This window comes from Pedobacter cryotolerans, from assembly GCF_005116475.1.
Taxonomy (GTDB): domain Bacteria; phylum Bacteroidota; class Bacteroidia; order Sphingobacteriales; family Sphingobacteriaceae; genus Pedobacter; species Pedobacter cryotolerans.
Genome location: NZ_SWBO01000002.1, coordinates 511810 through 537025, shown reverse-complemented (window position 1 = coordinate 537025; position 25216 = coordinate 511810). Strand labels below are relative to the sequence as shown.

17 protein-coding genes and 2 pseudogenes are annotated in these 25216 nt (G+C 35.4%); 11 read left to right on the top strand and 8 right to left on the bottom strand.

What is annotated here, in order from left to right:
- Positions 1-744 (bottom strand): annotated as a pseudogene (locus FA045_RS05470) (transketolase); the annotation flags it as partial.
- Positions 745-933: 189 nt separating this feature from the next.
- Between FA045_RS05470 and FA045_RS05465 the strand changes: the two are divergent.
- The 5 genes from FA045_RS05465 to FA045_RS05445 all read left to right on the top strand — a co-directional run bounded on the left by FA045_RS05465 (position 934) and on the right by FA045_RS05445 (position 8400).
- Positions 934-2589 carry a glycoside hydrolase family 43 protein gene (locus tag FA045_RS05465; RefSeq protein ID WP_136875272.1) on the top strand — a complete coding sequence of 552 codons (1656 nt, stop codon included), beginning with the start codon at positions 934-936 and terminating at the stop codon, positions 2587-2589.
- A gap of 7 nt (positions 2590-2596) precedes the next feature.
- Positions 2597-4078: a xylulokinase gene (locus FA045_RS05460; RefSeq protein WP_136875270.1), complete on the top strand. Its 1482-nt coding sequence runs from the start codon at positions 2597-2599 to the stop codon at positions 4076-4078.
- A gap of 126 nt (positions 4079-4204) precedes the next feature.
- Positions 4205-5536: a xylose isomerase gene (gene xylA / locus FA045_RS05455; RefSeq protein ID WP_136875268.1), complete on the top strand. Its 1332-nt coding sequence runs from the start codon at positions 4205-4207 to the stop codon at positions 5534-5536.
- A gap of 79 nt (positions 5537-5615) precedes the next feature.
- Positions 5616-7298, top strand: a complete 1683-nt coding sequence (locus tag FA045_RS05450; protein WP_136875266.1) for a sodium:solute symporter family transporter — start codon at positions 5616-5618, stop codon at positions 7296-7298.
- A gap of 70 nt (positions 7299-7368) precedes the next feature.
- Positions 7369-8400 (top strand): LacI family DNA-binding transcriptional regulator, encoded by a 1032-nt coding sequence (locus FA045_RS05445; RefSeq protein WP_136875264.1) that lies wholly within the window; start codon positions 7369-7371, stop codon positions 8398-8400.
- A gap of 181 nt (positions 8401-8581) precedes the next feature.
- On the opposite strand, the gene FA045_RS05440 is transcribed toward FA045_RS05445, so the two are convergent.
- From FA045_RS05440 to FA045_RS05425, 6 genes and pseudogenes are all read right to left on the bottom strand, one after another.
- Positions 8582-9691 carry a glycoside hydrolase family 43 protein gene (locus FA045_RS05440; RefSeq protein ID WP_136875262.1) on the bottom strand — a complete coding sequence of 370 codons (1110 nt, stop codon included), beginning with the start codon at positions 9689-9691 and terminating at the stop codon, positions 8582-8584.
- A gap of 13 nt (positions 9692-9704) precedes the next feature.
- The gene (locus FA045_RS19045; RefSeq protein WP_262709606.1) at positions 9705-10205 is read right to left on the bottom strand and encodes a hypothetical protein; all 501 of its coding nucleotides are present in this window, start codon (positions 10203-10205) and stop codon (positions 9705-9707) included.
- 861 nt (positions 10206-11066) lie between these two features.
- Positions 11067-12256, bottom strand: a pseudogene (locus tag FA045_RS19040) (glycosyl hydrolase 115 family protein); the annotation flags it as partial.
- Between the two features lie 421 nt (positions 12257-12677).
- A complete protein-coding gene (locus FA045_RS05430; RefSeq protein ID WP_136875260.1) occupies positions 12678-13514 on the bottom strand; it encodes a sialate O-acetylesterase in 837 nt (278 codons plus the stop codon).
- Entirely contained in the window at positions 13514-13651 is a 138-nt protein-coding gene (locus tag FA045_RS18815) for a hypothetical protein (RefSeq protein ID WP_169305017.1), read from the bottom strand. The genes FA045_RS05430 and FA045_RS18815 overlap by 1 nt, the downstream gene beginning before the upstream one ends.
- A 2-nt stretch (positions 13652-13653) precedes the next feature.
- Complete coding sequence (locus tag FA045_RS05425; protein WP_136875258.1) at positions 13654-14721, bottom strand: endo-1,4-beta-xylanase; 1068 nt, start codon at positions 14719-14721, stop codon at positions 13654-13656.
- Positions 14722-15136: 415 nt separating this feature from the next.
- On the opposite strand from FA045_RS05425, the gene FA045_RS05420 reads away from it, so the two are divergent.
- The 3 genes from FA045_RS05420 to FA045_RS05410 all read left to right on the top strand — a co-directional run bounded on the left by FA045_RS05420 (position 15137) and on the right by FA045_RS05410 (position 17103).
- Positions 15137-16222, top strand: coding sequence for an acyltransferase family protein (locus FA045_RS05420; protein ID WP_136875256.1), 1086 nt, complete (start codon positions 15137-15139; stop codon positions 16220-16222).
- Between the two features lie 57 nt (positions 16223-16279).
- Positions 16280-16708, top strand: coding sequence for a nuclear transport factor 2 family protein (locus FA045_RS05415; RefSeq protein WP_136875254.1), 429 nt, complete (start codon positions 16280-16282; stop codon positions 16706-16708).
- A 158-nt stretch (positions 16709-16866) separates the two neighbouring features.
- Positions 16867-17103: a hypothetical protein gene (locus FA045_RS05410; protein WP_136875252.1), complete on the top strand. Its 237-nt coding sequence runs from the start codon at positions 16867-16869 to the stop codon at positions 17101-17103.
- A gap of 98 nt (positions 17104-17201) precedes the next feature.
- On the opposite strand, the gene FA045_RS05405 is transcribed toward FA045_RS05410, so the two are convergent.
- A complete protein-coding gene (locus tag FA045_RS05405) occupies positions 17202-18203 on the bottom strand; it encodes a LacI family DNA-binding transcriptional regulator (RefSeq protein WP_136875250.1) in 1002 nt (333 codons plus the stop codon).
- 228 nt (positions 18204-18431) lie between these two features.
- On the opposite strand from FA045_RS05405, the gene FA045_RS05400 reads away from it, so the two are divergent.
- The 3 genes from FA045_RS05400 to FA045_RS05390 are packed head-to-tail and all read left to right on the top strand — an operon-like array spanning position 18432 to position 25210.
- Positions 18432-21668: a SusC/RagA family TonB-linked outer membrane protein gene (locus FA045_RS05400; RefSeq protein ID WP_136875248.1), complete on the top strand. Its 3237-nt coding sequence runs from the start codon at positions 18432-18434 to the stop codon at positions 21666-21668.
- An 11-nt stretch (positions 21669-21679) separates the two neighbouring features.
- Positions 21680-23518, top strand: coding sequence for a RagB/SusD family nutrient uptake outer membrane protein (locus FA045_RS05395; RefSeq protein WP_205943099.1), 1839 nt, complete (start codon positions 21680-21682; stop codon positions 23516-23518).
- Positions 23519-23530: 12 nt separating this feature from the next.
- Positions 23531-25210: a DUF4957 domain-containing protein gene (locus FA045_RS05390; RefSeq protein WP_136875246.1), complete on the top strand. Its 1680-nt coding sequence runs from the start codon at positions 23531-23533 to the stop codon at positions 25208-25210.
- Positions 25211-25216: the final 6 nt, after the last annotated feature.

Sequence of the window (25216 nt, the reverse complement as noted above, 5' to 3'; positions counted from 1 at the left end):
CAACGCCGTAGCCCATTTGGGTGCTCATTAAGTTTAAAATTGGTTTGCCTTACCTGTTAAAGATTTTGCATAATGTAAAGCTTTTACAATTTCGGCCATGTCGTTTCCATCAGAGGTAATTACATGCCAGCCAAATGCCTCAAATTTTGCTTGTAAATTTTCAAGTGATAGCACCTTTTCAGTCGGACCATCAATTTGCTGACCGTTGTAATCTACACTTGCAATTAGGTTATCCACTTTGTGGAAAGGGGCAAACATTAACGCTTCCCAGTTTTGGCCTTCTTGTAATTCTCCATCGCCCATTAAAGCATAAACTAAAGATTTATCTCCGTCCATTCTTTTAGCTAAAGCTGCTCCGATGGCTACTGAAAGTCCCTGACCTAATGAACCAGAGGCGATACGAACACCAGGTAAACCTTCATGCGTTGTTGGGTGACCTTGTAAACGAGAATCTAATTTTCTGAAAGTTTTAAGTTCGCTTACTTCAAAATACCCAGATCTTGCCAACACGCTGTACCAAACTGGAGAGATGTGTCCGTTTGAAAGGAAGAATAGGTCTTCGCCAACACCTTCCATTTTAAAGTCCGGATTGTGGTTTAAAACCTCGAAATATAATGCAGTAAAAAAATCTGCACAGCCCAAAGATGCACCTGGGTGGCCCGATTGTACGGCGTGTACCATTCTCAAACAATCTCTTCGCACCTGTGAGGCGATATCTTCTAACTCGCTAATTGTATGTTTCATTAATGTAATTTTAATCTGTTTAATGAGCCCAAATTAATAAAATAATTTTATTTATGCAATCGGTTGAATTTTAATTTTTGTGAAAATTATTATTTTTATGCAATCGGTTGTTTTTATTGTTTTTTATTTTTAATTTTATTTTTTAATCAGCACTAAACCAAAATGTAAGTTGATCTTTTTTTAAATTTTATGAAAAAAATTATATTTATTTTAATCGGATTGTTCGCAGGGTTCTGCAACGCTCAGGTAACAATAAAAAATCCAATTATGTCTGGTTTTTATCCAGATCCGAGTATCACAAGAGTAGGTAAAGATTATTATTTAGTCAATTCTACATTTGCCTACTTTCCTGGTATTCCTGTTTTTCATAGTAGAGATTTAAAAAATTGGAAACAACTAGGGAGTGTAATTGATAGGCCATCACAAATGACGTTTTTTGGCGATCAAACTTCAAGAGGTTTGTTTGCACCATCTATTAATTATTTTAAGGGTACATATTATATGACTTGTACTAACATTGATAAAAATGGAAATTTTGTGATGACTGCTAAAGATCCGGCTGGGCCATGGAGCGATCCGATCTGGTTACCAAAAGTAAGAGGGATAGATCCATCCTTGTTTTTTGATACAGATAAAGCATATATTGTTTACAACAGCGATGCGCCAAACAATAAACCGCTGTATTCTGGTCACCGAACTATTCGTACTTACGAGTTTGATCCAGTTAAAATGACAGTTATTGGCGAAGAAATCCAATTGGTTAATGGTGGTGTTGATTTGAGCAAAAAACCTGTTTGGATAGAAGGGCCACATATTTTTAAACGTGGAGATTGGTATTACTTATGTGCAGCAGAAGGAGGTACTTCGGTAAATCACTCTCAGGTAATTTTAAGGAGTAAAAATGCAACTGGTCTATATATCCCTTATGATAAAAACCCAATTTTAACACAACGTGATTTAGATCCAAATCGTAAAGATCCAATCACTTCTGCTGGTCATGCAGAATTGGTTGAGGGGCCAGATGGTAAAACTTATGCTGTTTTTTTAGCAGTTAGGCCTTATGAAGGTAATCACTACAACACAGGTAGAGAGACTTTTATCGCCCCGGTAAAATGGGTAGATGAATGGCCAATTATCAATCCTGATGTAAAAGAAATTCAATACAGCTACACCTTTGATTATAAAGAAGTAAAACAAAAAGCACCACCACAAAGTGGAAATTTTGCTTACAGAACAAAATTTGATAGAAAATTAGACCAATCCTTGCTTTTTTTAAGAACCAACGATACCAGTTGGTATAAGTTGGATAAGAAAAATGGTTTAACCATGAAATTGTTGCCAGAAACTTGTATGGGTTTAGGCAATCCGGCATTTATTGGTAAACGCCAACAGCATTTAACAGGTTCGGCAACTACAGAAATGGTTTTTGAGGCAAAAAAGGAAAATGAAAAAGCTGGGATGTTAATTTTTCAGGGCGAATATAACTTTTATTATATCTGCCAATCAGTAAAAGACGGAAAGCAAGTTGTGCAGCTTTATAAAGGAAATCCGAAAACAAAAACGATGGATTTAATGACTGAAGTGGCATTAGATGTAAAAAAAGTTCAATTTAAAATAGAAGCTCAACGTGAGTTTTACAGTTTTTACTATACCGATACGCAAGGCAATTGGAAATTATTAAAAGATAAAGTAGATGGAAAATTGGTAAGCACACAAACTGCTGGCGGATTTGTTGGCTCACTCTATGCGCTTTACGCTACTTCATCAGGCGAAGTCTCTCAAAATAAAGCCATGTTTAAATGGTTAGATTATAGTGGTAATGATGCCGTTCACGTTAAAAAATAAAATATAAATGTATCTATTAGGTATTGATGTTGGAACCTCTTCTATTAAGGTTGCTGTAGTAGATGTAAATACTCAAAAAAGTGTGGTTGCAGTACAGTTTCCAGAAGATGAGGCTGAAATAAAGTCTGTACAATCTGGTTGGGCCGAACAAGCCCCTATGGATTGGTGGCATAATGTACAACAGGCCATTTTAAAGGTTAATTCACTCAATTTATTTGATCCCAAAGAAATTAAAGCCATCGGCATTGCCTACCAAATGCATGGTTTGGTAGTTGTTGATAAAAATCAAGAAGTTTTACGGGATAGCATTATTTGGTGCGACAGTAGAGCCGTTGAGCTAGGAGAGCAAGCCTTTGATGCCATTGGTCATGAGCAATCTTTGGCTAGCTTGTTAAACTCTCCAGGAAATTTTACTGCTTCAAAATTAGCTTGGGTAAAAAACAATGAGCCAGCTATTTACGAAAAAATAGACAAGGTAATGTTGCCTGGTGATTTTATTGCCATGAAGCTAACAGGAGAAATCACTACAAGTATTTCGGCACTTTCAGAAGGTGTTTTTTGGGATTTTAAGAAGGATGAAATCTCGGCAGATGTAATGAATTACTATGGTTTTGCTGCCGATTTAATTCCGCAAGTACAACCCTTATTTTCATCACATGGCCATTTAAAAGAGGGAGTAGCTAAATTGTTGGGTTTAACAGCAGGTACTCCTGTGGCCTATAAATCTGGCGACCAGCCCAACAACGCTTTATCATTAAATGTTCTTAAACCCGGAGAAGTGGCGGCAACAGCCGGTACATCTGGAGTTATTTATGGTGTGAGTGATGAATTAACTTACGATCAGCAATCGAGGGTAAATACTTTTGCTCACGTTACTTACAGTGCTGAGCATAAACATACTGGAGTATTGTTGTGTATTAATGGTACTGGTAGCATGTATCGGTGGGCTAAACATACTTTCGCCCCTTATTTATCGTATCCAGAACTAAATTTAATAGCAGCTCAAGCACCAATTGGTAGCAAGGGCTTAAGGGTTTTTCCTTTCGGAAATGGAGCGGAAAGGATGTTAAACAACAAGTTTACTGGTGCTCAATTAACAGGAATTGATTTAAATACCCACGGCCAGGCTGAGATTTTTAGAGCGGTACAAGAAAGCATCGCATTTGCATTTAGATATGGCTTAGATATCATGCGTGAAAATGGCATGAACCCAAAAGTAATTAGAGCAGGTAAAGCAAATTTATTTTTAAGTGAAGTATTTGCGCAAACTTTTGTAGACGTAACTGGCGTACCAGTAGAGTTATATGAAAATGATGGTAGTGTGGGTGCGGCACTAGGTGCAGGCATTGGAGCGGGCATTTTTAAAAATACCGAAGATGCTTTTACACAACACAAGGTTTTGAATTACCTCGAACCAAAAAATACCCAGGCTTATGAGCCTATTTATCAAGATTGGAAAGAAATATTAATTAGACAATTAAATGGTTAATAGTTGATTTAGCAGTTGATGGTATATGGTTAATAATTCGTTTAATTGAAAAAAGACTATCGACTATCAACTATGATCAATCAACCACAATCTATCAACCATCGACCAAATTAAAAAACAAATACAATGACAAAAGTAGTAACAGGAGAAAAAGAATTTTTTAAAGGTATCGAGCAAATTAAATTTGAAGGTTTGCAAAGCGATAACCCAATGGCATTTAGATGGTATGATGCCAACAAAGTAGTGGCAGGTAAAACCATGACAGAGCATTTTAAATTTGCATGTGCTTATTGGCATTCATTTAATGGTAACGGAGCAGATCCATTTGGTGGCGCTACGCATATTTTTCCATGGGATGAAAAGAAAGATGCAGTAGAGCGTGCGAAAGACAAAATGGATGCTGCTTTTGAGTTTATCACCAAAATGCAATTGCCTTATTATTGTTTTCACGATGTGGATGTGGTAGATTATACTGACGATGTTGGCGATAACGAAAGAAGATTGCAAGCATTAGTGGAATATGCAAAACAAAAACAAGCCGATAGTGGGGTAAAATTACTTTGGGGAACAGCAAATTTGTTTAGTCACAGACGATACATGAATGGCGCATCTACCAATCCAGATTTTCAAGTATTGGCACATGGCGCTGCACAAGTTAAAGCTGCTTTAGATGCAACCATCGCCCTTGGCGGAGAAAATTACGTATTTTGGGGTGGAAGAGAAGGTTACATGAGTTTGCTAAATACCAACATGAAACGTGAGCAAGAGCATTTGGCTAAATTTTTACACACAGCTAAAGATTATGCTCGTAAACAAGGCTTTAAAGGTACTTTCTTTATCGAACCTAAACCATGCGAGCCATCTAAACACCAATATGATTACGATGCAGCAACGGTTAAAAGTTTCTTGCAACAATACGATTTATTAGAAGATTTTAAATTAAACTTAGAGGTAAACCATGCAACGTTAGCCGGTCATACTTTTCAACATGAATTGCAAGTAGCAGTTGATAACGGTTTATTGGGTTCTATTGATGCCAACCGTGGCGATTACCAAAATGGATGGGATACAGATCAGTTCCCTAACGATATTAATGAATTAACAGAAGCAATGTTGATTATTTTAGAAGGTGGTGGTTTGCAAGGTGGTGGTGTAAACTTTGATGCTAAAATCCGTAGAAACTCTACAGACCAAGCAGATTTATTTTATGCACACGTAGGTGGAATGGATTTATTTGCTCGTGCTTTAATTACTGCAGATTCTATTCTTCAAAAATCTGATTATAAAAAAGTACGTGCTGATAGATATGCTTCATTTGATAGCGGAAAAGGTGCAGAATTTGAGCAAGGAAAATTAACGCTCGAGGATTTAAGAAACTATGCTGCCGAAAATGGCGAACCACAAACTTTAAGTGGTAAACAAGAATATTTAGAAAACATCATTAACAGACACATTTAAAAAACAGTAAATGCTCAAACACGTTTAAAGCGGTTTGAGCATTTTACTTTTAAAAATAAAACTCTAACCAAAAACCAAAATGAACAGTTTAGCTATTAAAGATTACATCGTATTTCTGATATACTTTGTAATTGTTGCCGCATACGGATGGTGGATTTACCGTAAAAAGAAAAAGTCGGTTTCGGCTTCTCACGATTATTTTTTAGCTGAAGGTTCATTAACCTGGTGGGCTATTGGAACATCGTTAATTGCCTCAAATATTTCATCAGAACAATTTATTGCCATGAGTGGTAATGGATTTAAAATGGGTTTAGCCATTGCCACCTACGAGTGGATGGCGGCTTTAACATTAATTATTGTTGCTGTATTTTTTATTCCGGTTTACCTTAAGAATAAAATTTATACCATGCCGCAATTTTTGCAGCAGCGTTATAATGAAACGGTAGCTATGATAATGGCTGTTTTTTGGCTTTTATTATATGTTGTAGTAAACCTAACTTCTATCCTTTATTTGGGTGCACTTGCCATCAATGGTATTTCGGGTATCGATACCACTTTATGCATGTATGCTTTAGCAGCTTTTTCAATTATCATCGCATTAGGCGGGATGAAAGTAATTGGTTATACCGATGTAATACAGGTCATATTTTTGATTTTGGGCGGATTGGTTACCACCTATTTAGCTTTAGGCAGAGTGGCAGAATTGAATGGTCAAGCTGGTGTAATAGATGGTTTTAACTATATGATGAGCCAATCTGATGATCATTTTCACATGATATTAAAGAAGGATAATCCCAATTTCCCGAGTTTGCCAGGTTTAACGGTGTTATTTGGTGGTATGTGGATTGTAAATTTAAATTATTGGGGCTGTAACCAATACATTACCCAACGTGCTTTGGGTGCCGATTTAAAAACTGCAAGAAGCGGTATTTTATTCGCGGCATTTTTAAAATTATTAATGCCAGTTATTGTGGTATTACCAGGTATTGCGGCTTATGTAATCCACATGAAAGGTGGTTTACAAACCGAAATGCTCCAAAATGGAGAACTAAATCCTGATAAGGCCTATCCAGTTTTATTAAATCTTTTACCTGCCGGATTAAAAGGTTTATCATTTGCAGCATTAACAGCAGCAATTGTAGCTTCGTTGGCGGGTAAGGTGAACAGCATTGCTACCATATTTACGTTAGACATCTTTAAAAAGAAAATTGATTTAGGCGCTAGTGAGCAGAAATTGGTAAAAGTTGGTAAAATAGTGGTAGTTGTAGCAATGGCTGCAGCGGTAGTTATTGCGCCATTTTTAGGTATTGATAAAAAAGGTGGATTTGAATTTATACAAGAATATACTGGGTTTGTTAGTCCGGGTATTTTTGCCATGTTTATTTTAGGTTTCTTCTGGAAAAAGACAAGTTCAAATGCAGCAATGTTTGCTACGGTAGGTGGTTTTGCTTTATCGGTACTATTTAAATTTTTACCTCGCTTAATGGATTTAGAATTTTTAGCCTCATCCGGTTTTTCTTCATTAGTTGTTCAGCCTGATGGTACATCGTTATACGAAATACCATTTTTAGACAGAATGGGCTTTGTGTTCGTTATTGCTGTAATTGGTATGGTAATTATCAGTTTAATTGACCATAAAAGAGGCACAAAAGCCAAAGGATTAGAAATTGATAGCAGCATGTTTAAAGTGAGCAACAGTTTTGCTTTAGGTTCAGCAGTTGTTATTGTAATTCTTACTGGTCTTTATGCTTATTTTTGGTAATTTAATAGCATCATTAAACGATCATAATTATTTTACGTAAACTTGCGATAGAACAATTTTTAAAATTATCTTGAAAAAAAGGACTACCATCTATGATATTGCCAATGCGCTTGATGTAACGGTTTCTACCGTGTCAAGGGCATTGAGCAATTTTCCTGGAATTAGTGATGCTACCAAAAAGGCAGTAATTGAAATGGCTGCAAAGCTCGATTATCGGCCAAATAAATTAGCATCGGCTTTAAAATCAGGAAAAACATATATCATAGGGGTAATTGTGCCAAGTATTCAAGCTCATTTTTTTGCATCCATTATTCATAGTATTGAGGATGAATTAAAAGATAGTGGTTATAGCATCATTGTATATCAATCCAGTGAATCTGTAGCTAAAGAAATTAAAGGTGTAACCACATTGTTAGAAGCTCAGGTTGACGGTATTATGGCATCACTCGCTTTAGAAACTGAAGATGTATCTCATTTTAGAGAGGTAATTAATCAAAACAAACCACTCATTCTTTTTGATAGGGTAGATGAAAGTTTAAAAGTGCCTTCTGTTACGTTAAACGATTTTAAAGCAGGTTTTATAGCCGCAAACCATTTGATAGAACGGGGCTATAAAAAAATAGCTTTTGTTACCACAAGCCATAAAATTAAAATATTTAGCGAACGATTGGAAGGTTATAAACAAGCACTTAAATTAAATAATCTACCTGTTTTAGAAGAGGATATTATTTTGGGTGGCTTGTCTATTAAAGATGGTCGTTTTGGCATTAGTAAATTGTTGCGCAATGAAAATCGGCCAGATGCCATTATTGCAGGAGATGACTTTACCGCATTAGGCATAATTAAAAAACTAAAGGAAGTAAACTTAGCACCACCAGTTATTGGGGTAATGGGTTTTGCCAACGAAGTTTTTTCTCCTTATGTAACACCAAGCTTATCTACAGTAGATCAGCATCCGAATCTAATTGGCAAAGCCTGTGCGAAGCTGTTTTTAGACATGATTAAACAAAACAATCCTTACGATAAAATCTCGAATATTGTAATAGAACCTACAATTGTAGATCGGCAATCTACAGGTACATATTTAGAGAAGACGGTTTAAAAGCGCTTGCTGATAATACCATTACTTTTCAAGATAGCATTACTATGAAGCTCTAAATTAATCAACTTTAAGTCTGAGCACAGTGGAAATGATATTTTTGATTTCTATAACAAAAATTTTTCGTTCTACCATGCTCAGAATTAAATTTTAGGTTTTATTGCTTATGGTAATTTTTAAAGCATTATTTAACCATTGGTTCAATTAGTTGTATACTTCCATCGCTGTTACGTACAAGCTCGGTTACTTTTACATTTCTCAAGTGGGTTTTTCCAGATAATTGGGTATCATGATAAAAAATATACCATTTGCCTTTTATTTCTAAAATAGAATGATGTGTGGTCCATCCTTGCACTGGATTCATAAAAGTACCTTGATAAGTAAATGGCCCAAAGGGATTATCGCCAATGGCATAAGCTAAATAGTGCGTATCGCCTGTTGAATAAGTGAAGTAATATTTACCATTATATTTATGCATCCAAGCCCCTTCAAAAAAACGTCTATCGTGGTCTTTAGTTAATAATGGTTTTCCTTGTTTATCTACTATTTGAACATCTTTAACTTCACCGTCAAATGATAACATATCGCCACTCATTTTAGCCACTTTTGCATTTAAAGCAGGTTCGTTTTCTTTTTGCGAATCGGTTTTAGAACCATTGGCATCGTATTTTCCATCTTTCCAACGTTGTAGTTGTCCGCCCCAAATACCACCAAAGTACATGTAAGTGCTACCATCTGTATCCGTAAACATAGCTGGATCAATACTCAAACTTCCTTTAATTGGCTCTTTTTCTGCTTTAAATGGACCGACTGGATTTTTAGAAGTTGCTACACCAATTCTAAAAATATCTTCTTTGTCCTTTACAGGGAAATAAAGGTAATATGTGCCATTTTTATAGGCAGCATCTGGTGCCCAAAGTTGGCGGCCTGCCCAAGGAATATCTTTAACACTTAAAGCAACCTCATGTTTAGTAACTTTTCCGCCAATGCTATCCATACTTAAAATATGGTAATCTCTCATGTCAAAATGATCACCGTTATCATTTTCTGGAGTGCCAGCTTCCACATCGTGAGATGGATAGATATAAATTTTGCCATCGAACACACGTGCAGAAGGATCGGCTGTGTAAATTTCGGAAATTAGTGGAGCTGAAAGGTATTTCGACTTCTTAATGGTATCAGCTTTTGTTTCAACAGTTTTGTTGTTTGATTGCTGGCAAGAGCTGGCTAAACCTAAACCCATTATAGAGGTAAATAAGGTTATTTTTGTAAGTTCTTTAATCATCTTTTTCATATATGGTTTTAAATTATTTTGTGCTTATCGTGCTTTCTGGTGGGCCTAAAAAACTTGGCTTTAGTCCCCCTAAATCAAGTACTAATTTTTGTAATACTATGCCTGGGTTAATCATCCAATATTTAATGGTATGCTTACCCGGTTTATCAAAAGAAAATGGTATTTTAAATATTTTAATGGCGTTGGCAACAGATTGTTCCCAGGCACCTTCATTAGCATAATTGCTGCTAATGTTTACCGTTATTGGCATTTCATTATCTATAGATACCGCAAACTTCAACCCATCGGTTCCAGTAAAATCTATAGTAGGAGAAACGAAAGTATGTAAAGTGAAATTTCCTGCTTCACTTAGATAAATATTATATTCTAAATGAGGCGAACCATGTTTAGGTTGTTGAACAGCAACTGTTAGGGGGATAGCTATCACTCCACCTTTTGTTTTGCCATAATTAGGTATGGTTTTCCAAAATATAGGTCGGTTATTTACCGCAAGGCTAAAACTTGGTGCTTCCATAGAGATATAGCCATTTTCAGGTAAAAACAGATTCTTAGTTAAACTTTCTGCTGTTAAGTTTTCGGTTTTAATCATAAAACTGATTGCTGATCCTTCACTACCAGTTACGGTTATTTCGTTTAACTTATTTCCTTTTGGTGCTTTTGTCCAATCTATGCTAAGCTCAACTTTCTCATCTTGATTTAGGGAACCTTTTTTGTGACTTAGTATAATGTATTCTGGAGCTTTAATGTGGTAATTGATTTCATCAACACCCGTTTTAAAAATTTCGAAATAATGTGATTTTTGAGTTAATGATGAAAAAGTTGGTAAAGATTTGATGGATTTAATTTTACCAGTAAGAGCAGTTTCATCACCTTCAATCATCAAAGCTAATGCGGTATTTTTATTAGCTATTTTTATAGTTTTAGGAATGATATTTTGATCTGGCTGTTGCCAAGAAGTATAGCCGATGTGTGTTTGATCCATCATGTGATCCCATTTTCCGCCAGCCATTGTTTTATTATAGTAAGTAGTTATAGCAGCATCTCTTTTAAAGAGCGTATCTACTTGTTCGGAAAAAAAATTAGCTGATAAACGGCCTTGTTTTGCGTAAAGTTTATTTTTGGCTACCGCTAAATACATTTCGTAAAGATTAGCTAAAGCTTCAATTGGGTGTAATACCAACTGATAGTATGCATCTTTTTGATTGATATTAAGTTGTAAATAAACTGCATTTGCTTGTTCCTTTAATGCTTTAAAATCTGTTGTAACCTTCTCAAATTCGCTATAGTTTACTAAGCTGTAAGTGTTGCCGTTTAGCAATTCTGGTTTTATCCGCCCTGCGTATTTTAAATAAGTATCTATAAAACTTGCAATTGAGGTAGCATGTGTGGTTCCGAATTGCTTATTAGCCCATTTTTCGGTGTAGTGCATCAATTTTTCTGCTGGGATGGCATCTGGAGCCCAAGCATAATCTAAAAGAACTCTATCGGAAATTCCATAGGTTTTAAATCGCCAACATTAACAATCCAAATCTGATTGGCATCATACTCATAAGCCAATCGCATTTGCTCCCAAATTTTTTGAATGGGATTGGTATTTACCCATTTATAATTTCTTGGACCACCAACATAATCAAAATGATAATATATGCCGTAGCCACCTTTTCTAGGTGCTTCGCCAACTTTTGGTAGTTTTCTAAGGTTTCCCCAATTATCGTCGCATAAAAGTAGGGTAACATCATCGGGTACCCGCATCCCTTTATCATAATAATCTTGTACTTCTTTGTAAAGCGCCCACAATTGAGGTGTTTCTGAAGCGGGTTTTTGACTTACTTTTTCAATAATTTCTCGTTGATCTTTTACAATTTTTTCGAGTAGGGCAGTAGCTGTCCCTGCAGACATTGGTTCATCGCCATCACCACGCATCCCAATGGTAATAATCTGTTCTTTATCAGTCACTCGTTGTAAACCAGTTTTCCAAAAATCACGGAGTTGTTGGGGGTTTTGTTCGTAGTTCCATTTACCACCTTTGTATCTTCTCCATTCATCGTGCGCACGGGTTAAAGGTTCATGGTGCGATGTGCCAATTACTACTCCATATTCGTCCGCTAATATCGGATTTAGTTTGTCATCATCATTAAATGCATTGCCCCACATGGCAGGCCACAGATAATTTCCTTTCAGGCGCAGAATTAATTCGAAAACCTTTTCGTAAAATTTGCTATTGAAACCGCCAAATTGTTTTTTGCTCCAGCCAGAAAGGGCAGGGGCTTCATCATTTAAAAATATACCTCGGTATTTTACTGCCGGAGAAGAAATTACATGTCGACCTGCAATTACAAAAATTGAATTATTTTTTTTTACGGGAACATCTGCCCAATAATACCACGGAGAAACGCCAATTTGATAAGCTAATTCGTAAACGCCGTAAATGGTACCTCTTTTGTCGCTGCCAACAATTACCAATGCAGAATCTATTCCCTTAACAGGATTTTTTACCACTTGGATTAATGTTGCTTCCCAATGCCCAGCAATATCACTCACATTGATGCGGCGGTTGCTAATCATTTCATCAATGATTTTGCTTTTACCTATTGTTCCTATAATAATAGGCATTCCTTTGGTTTCCTCAATTAAAAAAGCAGGAGCAACTCCACTTACTTTTTCAATATCAATTTGTAGATTTTTAGCTGCCAAAATAGTTCCAGACCATTCATTTTGGCTTACTAATATTGATGCAACTTTACCCTTACTAACCAATGGAAAACTTCCAGGGACGTAGGAATTTATAGTAATTGGATCAAGGCCGGCAGCGTTTAAACCAATACTAGCTATAATAATTGATAAAAGTAAAGTTAGTTTCTTCATTTATTTTTAAAATTAATTACCTGCCAATAGGTTTTAGTGCTTCATGTCTTTAACAATTTTTTTTTGCGCAAGGCAACAACACTAGAAAACAATTTTTATAAAATCTTCTAGTCCACAAGTATTAGTTTTTTAGTAGAGATAGCATTTTTTCGCCATATCGTTTGCCCAGCATTCGATAGCCTTCGGCAGAAAAATGTAGGTTATCAGGTCCATCTGGGCATCCAGCCGATGAGATTACATGAGCAGTAGGAATAGTATCTGGTAAAGTCGCAATAATAGGATTCATGCTGGCACAAACGCCACCTTGATCTGCATTTACTACTTCACCAGCTAATAAAGGTGTGTTTTTTGCTGTTAAATTAAGGTCTGTTAATAAATTCTCGTACACACCTTTAACCTTTGTTGGCCAAGTTTTATCACCAGTATTTGATTCGCCTTGGTGCATTAAAATACCTTTAATTACACCACTTTTCTGAGCAATTTTTGCCATCTCTACCAAACGAGCATAAGGATTTCCATCATAATCTGCCAGCATACCTTTCATCCAATCTGGAGCAGTTGCTGTATAAGATTGATAATTATCTTTATCAAAAAGCTCAATTTTACAGCCGCCTACAGCAACATTGATTACTCCAACTTTTACGTTAGCAGGCAGATTTGCAACAAGCGTTCTGCCAAAATAATCTACTGGACCTAATCCTGTTTTACAACGGGTTAATGGCGGAACAGCAGTATACCAGTTGCCTTTTTTACGATTTAATTCAGTACAATTAACGGCTTCTAAAACACGAAATCTTTCATCAACTGATAAAGTATCTTGTGCTTCGAATTTAGCGGCACCTTCCATGTTCGACTGCCCGAAGGCCAAGAAAATATAAAAATTAGGATCCTGAGAAAATGAAGGTAAACTTGCCAATAGTAATGCTGTGCAAGTTAAAAATGACCGTAGTTTGTTCATTAGTTAATCTGTTTTATAGTGTTGTAAATTTCCACCAGTACTGCAATTTCTTCAATCACCTCATCGGCTAAAACATTAAATTGGGTGCCGAATAAAAATGTCAATAAAACGATAGTGAAAATAGATTTGATGCGCATAATTAAAATTTAATTACTTCGTAATACGCCTTTTTAGGCTTTAATTCTGTATCAAAAAGTAGGGGAAAGTTTTTTCGGCCTCTGCCATCAAGCCATGTATATTTATCAGAAAGGTTCCAAAAAGTTACGCCAGTGATGTGTTTTTTATGCTTTCTAAATACATCAAAAATCATTTTATATTTTTCTAACTGCTTCTGTTCCATTTCGGGTGTAAATACGGCTGGCTCTTTGGCTTTTTCGCCAGCAATTAGTTGTCCGCCTTGTCTGCCAGTGTAAACTGAAATATCAAGCTCAGTAAATTGAATTTGGAGACCTAATGATGAGAACATTTCAATAGATTTCTCTAATTCTTCGCGACTAGGATTGTTGATTGACCAATGCGCTTGCAGACCGACCCCATGTATTGGTACACCTTTAGCTAAAAGGCCTTTTAACATTTTAAAAATTTTATCTCTTTTTGCAGGAGTTTCCGTATTGTAATCATTATAAAAAAGTATCGCTTTAGGGTCGGCAGCATGCGCATATCTAAAAGCTTGCTCTACAAAATCTTCACCAGCAATATTGTACAACGGAGATTTTCTGAAGTATGAAGTATCATCGGCAATTACTTCGTTAACAACATCCCATGCGTAAATTTTGCCCTTGTAACGAGGTACAACGGTGTTGATATGGTTTTTGATACGCGTAAGCAGTACTTCTTTAGAAATTGTTTTACCTGCGCTATCTTTAAAAAGCCATCTCGGGGTTTGGGTATGCCATACCAAACAATGCCCTCTAACTTTTAACTTATTTTTTACACCAAATTCTACAATAGAATCGGCATTAGACCAAAAATATTTATTTTCACCTGGCTGCAATGGTCCCATTTTCATGGCATTTTCTGCAGTGATGCTATTAAAATGTTCAAGTATTAATGATTTTTCATTACCTCTAATATCGTTTGGTGTTACCGCAACACCTATCGGGAAATAATTATTATAGTAATCTTTTAAACCTTTTGATTTATTGAAAGAAAATAGTAAACAGGTGCCAATAGAAACTAATAGCAGTGCAGGTTTTAATTTATTCATCTTTACATACATAATTTGGTTAGATGACCAGCTCATCTTAGCTGCTAAATTATCAACATCGGTAGGGTTCTAATAGTTTATTTCGTCATTTTTACTATCACATTTGAATATTTAATAAGACTTATGCATGTTAGAGGCTAATAATGACCAAAACCTAAAATTAATAGGACAAATAAGTTTATAAGATTTAATTTAATTTGAACAAGAGATAATTTTTTGAGTGATTAATCCTTAAGTAGATTAAATTTTTAATATTTCTGATTTTTCTTTAATAAAAACCTAAAGCCATGTGTTTAGTTGGGAAAATTAAAAACATTTAAATTTTGTAACTTATAAGCAATGTTTTAAATACCTTACAAAATATGGTGAAAACTAAATGTCAATCAAAATTTAGTATTAAAACAACATTAAGTAAATGAATACAGCTGTTACCAACCTTCAACCGAAAAAACATTTTGAAATTTTAGATGGATTAAGAGGTGTTGCTGCAATAGCAGTTGTGATATTTCATTTTATGGAATGGGCTTATACTGATTTTAGCAAAAATATAATTGGTCATGGTTTTTTAGCAGTTGATTTTTTTTTCTGCCTTTCTGGGTTTGTAATGGGTTATGCTTACGATGATCGGATTGCGAAAATGGGTGTTTGGGAATTTCTTAAAACAAGATTTATAAGATTGCATCCACTGGTTGTTGCCGGTTCAGTATTTGGTTTATTGGCATTTTTATTTGATCCCTTTGGTGGCCACCCAGAATTATACGGTGCAGGCAAAATTACATTGGCCTTTATATGCGCTATATTACTCATTCCTTTACCCATTATTGCAGATAGAGCATTTAATCTCTTCAGTTTTAATGCGCCATCATGGTCATTGTTTTGGGAATACGTAGCCAATTTAGCTTATGTTTTGGTGCTTTGTAGAGTAAAACGAGGCTATCTATTTTTATTAACTATTATATCGGCACTAGCCATAGGTTTTGTAGCAAGTAGGGCTGGTAATTTATTAGGTGGATGGAGTGGGCCTACTTTTTGGGATGGAGGAGCAAGAATAGCCTATTCGTTTTTGGCAGGTTTGCTCATCTATCGATCAAATTGGATTATTAAAAATAAATTAGGATTTTTTGGTCTTTCCTTATTGCTGTTATTAGCCTTTGTAATGCCTTTTACAAAGTGGAATTGGATAACCGAACCTTTTGTTGTGATTTTGTATTTCCCATTCCTAATTGCTTTAGGAGCGGGTGCAAATCTAAATTTTGGTTTAAAAAAACTATGCCAATTTTCAGGAAAAATATCTTATCCTTTGTACATGACACATTATGCGTTTTTATGGATGTTTGGCAATTTTTATACAATACACAAACCCAATACAATGCAACTTGCCTTTATCATTTTAGGAGCGCTAATTTTACTTTTAGGGTTTGCACATTTAGTAATGGTTTTTTATGATATTCCGTTGAGAAAATATTTAAGTACTAAATGGAAGAAGAAGTTGGCTAAATAATTTAAATGTTGTTTGTATAAAATATATTATTGTAGCTTTATTTTTGAAAAAAAAATTATGAAAAAGATTATTTTATTGTTGGTTTTAAGTTTAAGTATGATGGTTAAGGCTCAATCTAGAGATGAAAACGAAGTTTTAGCTGCTGTAGAAAATATGCGTTTGGCATTAATAAGTGGCGAAAAAACTGCATTAGAAAATGTTGCAGCGACAGACTTAAGTTACGGTCATTCAAGCGGAAAGATACAAGAAAAAGCAGCTTTTGTTGAGGCAATAGCTAATGGTTCTTCAGATTTTGTAAGTGTTGAATTTAAAAATCAAACGGTTAAAATAAGTGGTAAAACAGCAATTGTTAGGCATGAGCTACATGCGGTTACCAATGATGGTGGTAAACCTGGAGAAGCACACATTGGAGTAATGTTGGTATGGCAAAAGCAAGGAAAAACATGGAAGTTATTGGGTAGACAAGCATTTAAACTACCTGTTTAATGAGGTGGTGTTGGTTAACTTATTGTTAAGCAATTTTATTCGATATTTTAATTTAAATAGATATTAGGTGATTTTGCTCAAGTCAATGTTAACTAAATGTTAACAAAAAATAACACTAACTTCATATTAGCTTAACATTAGCCCTCTACTTTTAACAAATGAATTATCCAGTGTTTATTTTCCATGAATTAGTGCTTCGTTTTGCGGATGTTAACCGTGGAATAGGTAAGTACATCTCAGCAACTATAGAGGGTGGCGAGTGTTTAATTAATACAACAACAGGTCATATTAAAGTGGCGCTTTCTATGTTAGAGAAGCAATACAACGATCCAAAGTTGATTTCTAACGAGGAGTTGCAACAATTAGCAACAGGTTTTGAAACAGAATATAGGTAGATAAAAATTTTCAGGTCTTATTTTAAAAAGTTCAGCAGATTGTTGAACTTTTTTTATGAACTAAACTTACCACCTAGTCCTATAACCATTATACCAACTTAACTTCTCACACACAACTCAGTTTCTAAAATTTTCTTCTCAAACTCTTCTATCGGATATTTAGCTTCTATTAATTGTAAAAGCATTTGAGTGGCCAACTGGCCGATTTCGAAGGCTGGTTGCCTAACCGAAGTTAATGATGGATTGAAAAGATCTAACACATCAGAATTACTAAAACCCGCAACAGGAATTGACATATTAAGGTTTTTTAAAACGCTTAAACAGCCAGTACTTAATCTATCTCCAGCAACAAAAATAGCATCTGGTTTTTCTGGCAAAGCCATTAATTCTTTTATTGAATTTTCTGTTTCTTCGTACAACATACCGCCATGCAAACAATGTTTAATGTAATTTTGATTTACACTTAATCCATTCGCTTTTAATGCAGCCTCATAACCAGATAAACGTTCAATACTTATGGATAAATAGCTAGAACTTGTTAAATGCGCAATACGTTTATAACCAGATTTAATTAGATGATCTGTGGCTTCAAAAGCCCCTTTTTCATTATTAGCAATTACTTTATGTGTATCAATTTCATCCGCTACGCGATCAAAAAAAACAATTGGCAAGCCTCTTTCGTGTAATGAAGTTAAGTGCGAAATATCTGTTGTTTGCGATGATAAGGAAACCAATAAACCATCTACAGATCTTGATGCCAAATGTTGTACGTTGATGACTTCTCGGTCATAAGATTCATGTGTTTGAGAAATGATAACGTGGTAACCTCTATCATAAGCAATAGATTCGATACCGTTGATAGCTTGTGAGAAGAAACTATTTGCCACTTCGCTCACTACCACACCAATAGATTTACTTCTACGTTCTTTTAAACTTAAAGCAATAGGGTTGGGCTGATAATTGATTTCTTTAGCGTAAGCAAGTACAATTTTTTTTGTTGCAGCACTAATTTCATGTGTATCTCTTAACGCTCTCGAAACGGTAGAAGTAGATAAGCCTAAGGCCTTTGCAATATCTTTTATAGTAACGGGCTCGAACATATTTTAAGCAATAATTCGCTATTAATTGAAGTGTTAAAATCAATCTATAATGATACGATTTTTTTCTGAGGCTTGAATATAAAAATTCTGTATCACTTTTGGCAACGTTGTCGGGAACGATTACACAAATTTAGTGTCCTGTACTGTTATGCTTTATAAAAAAAACAATGTAGACTTGTTTAAATAGAAGCCTCTAAAAAGGCATTTCTAAACCAAATATTAAAATGTATGAAAAAAATTTTACTGCTCCTTTGTGTGCTTGCTATTGGTATAAATTTAGCAATTGCACAAACCAGACAAATTACTGGTAAGGTTACCGAAAAAGGTAACAACGCTCCGCTGCCAGGTGTGGGCGTATTAATAAAAGGAACCAAAATTGCCGTTAGTACCGATGATAAAGGTGCTTATAAAATTGGAATTCCGTCAACTGGTTCTGTAATCTTAGTATTTAAGTCTGTTGGTTTTAATGAATTAGAAGTTGAGGTTGGTACAAAAACTCAAGTTAATGCCGCTTTAGAAGAAAATTCTACCACACTTAATGAAGTTAACATTGTAAACATTGGTTATGGCACTGTTCGCAAAGAAGCAGTTACAGGTTCGGTGTCATCGCTGGGAGCAAAGGATTTAGTAGATTTTCCGGTAGGAACAGTTGCTGAAGCATTAGCAGGTAAATTGGCTGGTGTAACTGCAACAACAACCGAAGGTAGCCCAGGTGCCGAAATACAAATTAGGGTTAGGGGTGGAAGTTCTTTAACAGGAGATAACTCGCCTTTGTATATTGTGGATGGTATTCAGGTTGATAACGCATTATCTATTTTATCGCCAAATGAAATTCAAAGTATAGATGTGTTAAAAGATGTTGCATCAACTTCTATTTATGGTAGTAGAGGTGCAAATGGGGTAGTAATTATTACAACTAAAAGCGGTAGAGACGGTAAAACAGTTGTTTCTTTTGATGCTTTTGCAGGTGTTAGGCAAATTGTAAACAAACTAGATGTGATGAACCCATTTGAGTTTGTAACTTATCAATACGAGTTGTACAATAACAATACCGCACAAGATGTTAGAGATGCGTTTACCAAAAAATACGGCACTTTTGAGGATTTAGAAATCTATAAAAACATTCCAAACATCGATTGGCAAGATCGCGTATTTGGTCGCCAAGCTTTTTCAAATACACAAATTTTAAATTTATCTGGTGGTACAAAAACCACAACTTATAATTTTACAGTTAACAATACCAACGAAGATGGAATTATGTTAGAGTCTGGCTTTCGCCGTACTTTTGCTTCTTTCCGTTTCGATCATAAAATTTCAGAAAAATTAAGAACAGGTATTAATGTGCGTTACAGCCGCCAAACTGTTGAAGGTGTTGGTACAACAAGTACGGGTTCACAAGGTACCAACCGTTTAAGAAACTCGGTACGTTACCAGCCATATTCTGGCGGTGGCGATGCTGGCGATTTATTCGATGCCGATTTTTTAACTACACAATTGTCTAACCCAATATCGTTAGCACAACAAGAATTAAAGTACGACAATAGAAATGATTTAATTAGCAGTGGCTATTTAAGCTATCAAATCCTTAAAAATTTAAGCATAAGATCTACTGTAGGTTTAACTTTTGCAGACAGAAAGGTTAACGGCTTTAACGGTCCATTAAGTGGTATTGCCAGAAATAGTGCAGGTTTACCAGTTGTGGTTTTAGACAATTCTAACGGTACAACTTTAATTAATACCAACATTATCAATTACAAACCAAATTTGGGTAGCGATCATAGTTTAGATTTATTAGCGGGTCAGGAGTTAAATAAAATTGATGTAAAATCTAACAGCAGCACCATTAGATGGTTTCCAATTAATATTACAGCCGATGAAGCATTTGCAGGGATACAAAAAGCAGAACCACCAACAGCGGGTTCAGTTCAAGATAAACCAACTTCATTTCAATCAGGTTCACGTCAGTTTTCGTTTTTTGCCAGAGCATCTTACAACTACAAAGGAAAATATTTAGCTACCATAAATTACCGTAGAGATGGCTCATCTTTCTTTGCAGAAGGAAACAGATGGGGCGATTTTCCATCAGCACAAATTGCTTGGAGATTATCTGAAGAAGACTTCTTTAAAAAAATGGATTTGAAATGGATCGATCAATTTAAAATTAGAGCAAGTTATGGTTTAGCTGGTAACAATAGAATTGGACAAGATTTATTTAGAACTCTGTTTTCTGCTAATTCTACACAAGGTGGATATGCCAGCAATGATGGTTCTGTAACCACTGGTTTAATTGCTGGTAACGTATTGGCAAATAGTAACATTACTTGGGAAAAAAATATTTCAGCAAACATTGGTTTCGATATCGAATTGTTAAAAAATAGAGTTTCAATTGCTTTAGATTTATATGATAACAGAACTCGTGATTTATTGTTAAATGCAAACATTCCGCCAATTAACGGTTACAATACGCAACAACAAAATGTTGGGAAAACTCAAAATAGAGGTATCGAATTACAGTTAAATGGAGCTGTTGTTAAATCTAAAGATTTCAGTTACAATGCTGGTTTCAATATTTCTTTCAACAAAAACAAAATTTTAGAACTGCAAAACGGCGTACAATCTTACGTAGTTCAATCAGGTTGGGTTAATAGTTTGGCCGATTTCAAAGTAGAAGTTGGTAAACCAGTTGGTCAGTTTTATGGTTTCGTATCTGATGGTCGTTATAATTTGGATGATTTTAATGTAACTCAAAACACAACTACATTGGCCTATACTTATGTTTTAAAGCCAGGTATTGCAAACAGCAGAGTGTTAATTGGTAACAGAGAACCTCAACCAGGAGATATGAAGGTTAAAAAGCTTTCTAACTCTACCAGTATGTTAATTGGCGATGATGATAAAACAGTTTTAGGTACATCTCAACCTAAATTTACCGGTGGTTTCACCAATCAGTTTGCTTATAAAAACTTCGATTTAAGCGTTTTCATGAACTTCACCGTTGGTAACGAAGTTTATAATGCAAACACCATCGAGTTTTCATCGCAGTTTAACGTTAGAGACAATAACTTATTGGCAACAATGAACAACAGGTGGAAAAACTTTGATGCCAATGGAGTAAGAGTAACAGATCCTGCAGTTTTAGCAGCATTAAATGCGAACACTACCTTATGGACACCATCTCCAGGTAATTATACTTTAACATCTTATGCTGTTGAGGATGGATCTTTTTTACGTGTAAACAACATCACTTTAGGTTATACACTACCAACTCAATTTGTTCAACGTAGTAAATTTATTTCGAGATTAAGAGTTTATGCTACTGTAAACAACTTGCATAGTTTCACGGGTTATACAGGTTATGATCCAGAAGCTAATACACGTAGATCTAATCCTTTAACACCAGGTATAGATTATGCTGCTTATCCACGTAGCAGATATATTTTAGCCGGTTTAAACATGACATTTTAATCTTAATTGATATGAAAAATAGAATTATTAAATACGCAACTCTAGTTTTTGCTATAGGAGCGATAATGATTACACCATCTTGCAAAAAGTTTTTAGATTTCGAATCGCCTTCTACTTCATCAGAAGCAGTAGTATTTGAATCTACAGCCACAACAAATACAGCTTTAGTTGGTGTGTACAATAGGTTAGTTGGCGATAACGGTTATGGTAGCCGTTTATCAACTTTGTTTGGCATTACAGCCGATGATTTTAAAACATCAGGAAGTTATAGCCCATCAGACAGGAGAGGAATTAGCATGTATGGCGCAAGTTCTGACAATACGGATATAATTCAACCATTTGCACAATTGTATTCTGGTATCGAAAGAGCAAATTTATGCATCAAATTCATTCCTCAATCTAAATTATACACCAGTGGTTCGGCAACAGAGCAAGCTTTAATGAAACGTTACCATGGCGAAGCCTTAGCTTTAAGAGCACAATTTTATTATGAGTTAATCCGCAATTGGGGCGATGTACCACAACGTTTTGTGCCAGCTGCCGATGCAGAAAATCTTTTTCCAGCAAATGCTGATAGAGATTTAACTTACGATCAGATTATAGCAGATTTGGCAATTGCATCAGATTTAGTGCCTTGGAGATCAGAAATTGCAGAGTATGGTAGTTTTCGTTTTACAAAAGGTGCAATTAAAGGTTTAAGGGCTAGAATTGCTTTGGCTCGAGGTGGATATTCTTTAAGAACAAAAACCAATACCATGGAAAGAAGCGCTGATTATTTGAAATATTATCAGATTGCCAAAGACGAATGTAAAGCGATTATGGACAACGGTTCACACCGTTTAAATCCGGTTTACGAAAATATCTTTAAAAGTTTACATGGTACGAGAGCTGATAACGAAAACGAATTAATGTTAGAAGTTGCTGCCTTTGGTGCAAATGCAAACACCGATAGTAAATTGGGTTATTACAACGGGATTCGTTTTAATGCAGCCTCAACTTATGGTACTGGAGGTGGCGGTATGAATGCCATTGCTACTTATTTTTATGAGTTTGATCCGAGTAAAGATTGTAGAAGAGATGTAACCTTGGGTATTTTCGAGATTACGGCCACTTCTAAAAAAATAATTAATACGTTAAACAACTTTACTGATGCAAAATTCCGTAAATCGTGGACAAATTTTGATGGAAGATCATCATCGCAACAATTTGCAGTAAACTGGCCAATTTTAAGGTATGCAGATATTTTATTAATGTATGCAGAAGCTGATAACGAAATAGGTAATGGTCCATCGGCAACGGCTGCAGAAGGTTTGCAATTGGTACAAAAACGTGCTTATGTAGGTTTCGAAGGTAGTATTCCAGTTACACCAACTAACAAAATAGATTTCTTTAATGCAATTGTTAAAGAAAGATTATTAGAGTTTGGTGGCGAAGCAATTAGAAAATTTGATTTGATCCGTTGGAATTTAATTAACAGTAAATTTATTGAAACCAGAACTAAACTACAGCAGTTAATTGACGGAACAGGCCCTTATGTAAACGTGCCTAATTATGTTTACGCTAAAGAAGCTAATTACAATTTAACACCTAGTGTTACCGAAGTTGCTACGTTAGATCTTTTCGGCGGGGCTCCAAATAACGTATTGTTTGCTCCAGGTTTAAACTCTACTACCGCACCTGCGGGATATACTGTTAAAAACTGGAGAAGAGCTTTAACTACAGAAAATCAAATTACCAGTATTTCTACAGGTTTTGCTTTCTATTTTGAGGCAAATAAAAAAGAATTATTACCGTATCCAAAAACTGCCTTGAATGAAAATACAAACATGGTTCAAAACTTTGGTTATTAAAAAATATCAGATATGAAATTGTTTATTAATACATCTAGCAAATATTTATTGTTGTTATTTACAGCAATAGTGCTCATCTCATCTTGTAAAAAAGAAGAGGAAGAAAATTTAGATCCGCCTCGTTTATTTAAAGCAAGTGATATTGCAATTACCGCCGGACAAACTTCTGCTGCCATTAAATGGGCTATTCCATTATTTTCTGCTGGCAAACCATTAACTTATACGGTAGACTTCTCTACATCTGCAGATTTTGCAACTATCGCCTATACCAAAGTTGTTGATACTGCTGGAATTGTAGTTACTGAAGATAATATTGCAATTCGTACACCTTATTTTGCTCGTATCAAAGCTAATGCTTTCGAAAATCAGCCAGAATCTAAGTACGTTGTAAGTACTGCTTTTTCTTTAACAGGCATTCAATTGTTTTTAGGAGTTAGGGAACCAGAAATTAGAGAAACTTCAGTTTCTCTTCGTTTTAGAACTGAAACAGGATTAAGTAGTATCAGATTAACACCCGCAACTGGTAGCCCGATTAACGTAGTGTTAACAACGGCAGATTTAACAGCTGGCGGTTTAGTTGGTGGCGTGTCTACAGGTATAAAAGCCATTACTGGTTTAACTGGTGGAGTTACTTATACAGCAGAACTTTTTAATGGTACAAGAAGCAGAGGGATTTTAACTTTTGCAACTTTGCCTGTAACCGTTTACACGAGAATTATTAACCCATCTGATGATTTAAACGCAGTTGTTGCAGCTGCTGCAAACGGTGCCGTTATTGGCTTAAATCCTGGTACTTATGCTGCAACTGCTGCTAACACATTTATTACAGGTAAAACTATAACACTTAAATCTACTTCGGGTAGTGCAACAGATACCAAAATAAATTATAAAGAAATAGTAATTGAAGGCACGGGTGCTGGAGTAACTTTATCAGGTATTGAGTTTGATGGAGCAACTGCATCTGCACTCTATTTTTTAAATTTTATAGGCTCACAAGCTAGTACTGGTTCATCAGCAGTGTTTACCAATGTAGTGGTTGATAATTGTATTGTTCGTAATGCAGCTACTTCATTTTTAAGAGCTGATAGAGGTTCAAATGCTACTTCATTTAAAATTGGTAACATAACAGTTAATAACTCTATATTATATGACATGGGATCAAATGGTTCATCGTCATACCATACTTTCCATTTAAATAAATTAGATTTCGCCAACCTAAACATTACAAAATCTACCTTATATAATTCGGGTCCTGGTTTAGTTACAGCTAGTACAGTTGTTGCAGCGTCAGTTATTCCTACAATTAATATTAGCAATTGTACCATTAATGGTTTCGGTGGTAATGCCAGGTATGCCATTTTAGATGCAAATGCAAATCCTATGAGATTTAGTTTAACCAATAGTATTGTGGCAAACACCCCAAAATCGGGTACTGTTGTTGCAGCGGCAATTCGCTCAACAGGTACAGGTTCTACATCAACTATATCTTATACCAATATGTTTAACTTGTTTAGTACGGGCACTACACCATTAACTTTTCCTGCTACAGTTACGCAAACTGCCAATCAAAGTATAGAATTAGGGTGGACAGCCAATACAGTAGCTCCAGCTTTTCAACTACCTGATAATTCTCCATTAAGAACGGCAAGTAACACAAGTTCGGCTATCGGAGATCCGCGTTGGACTTATTAAAAATGA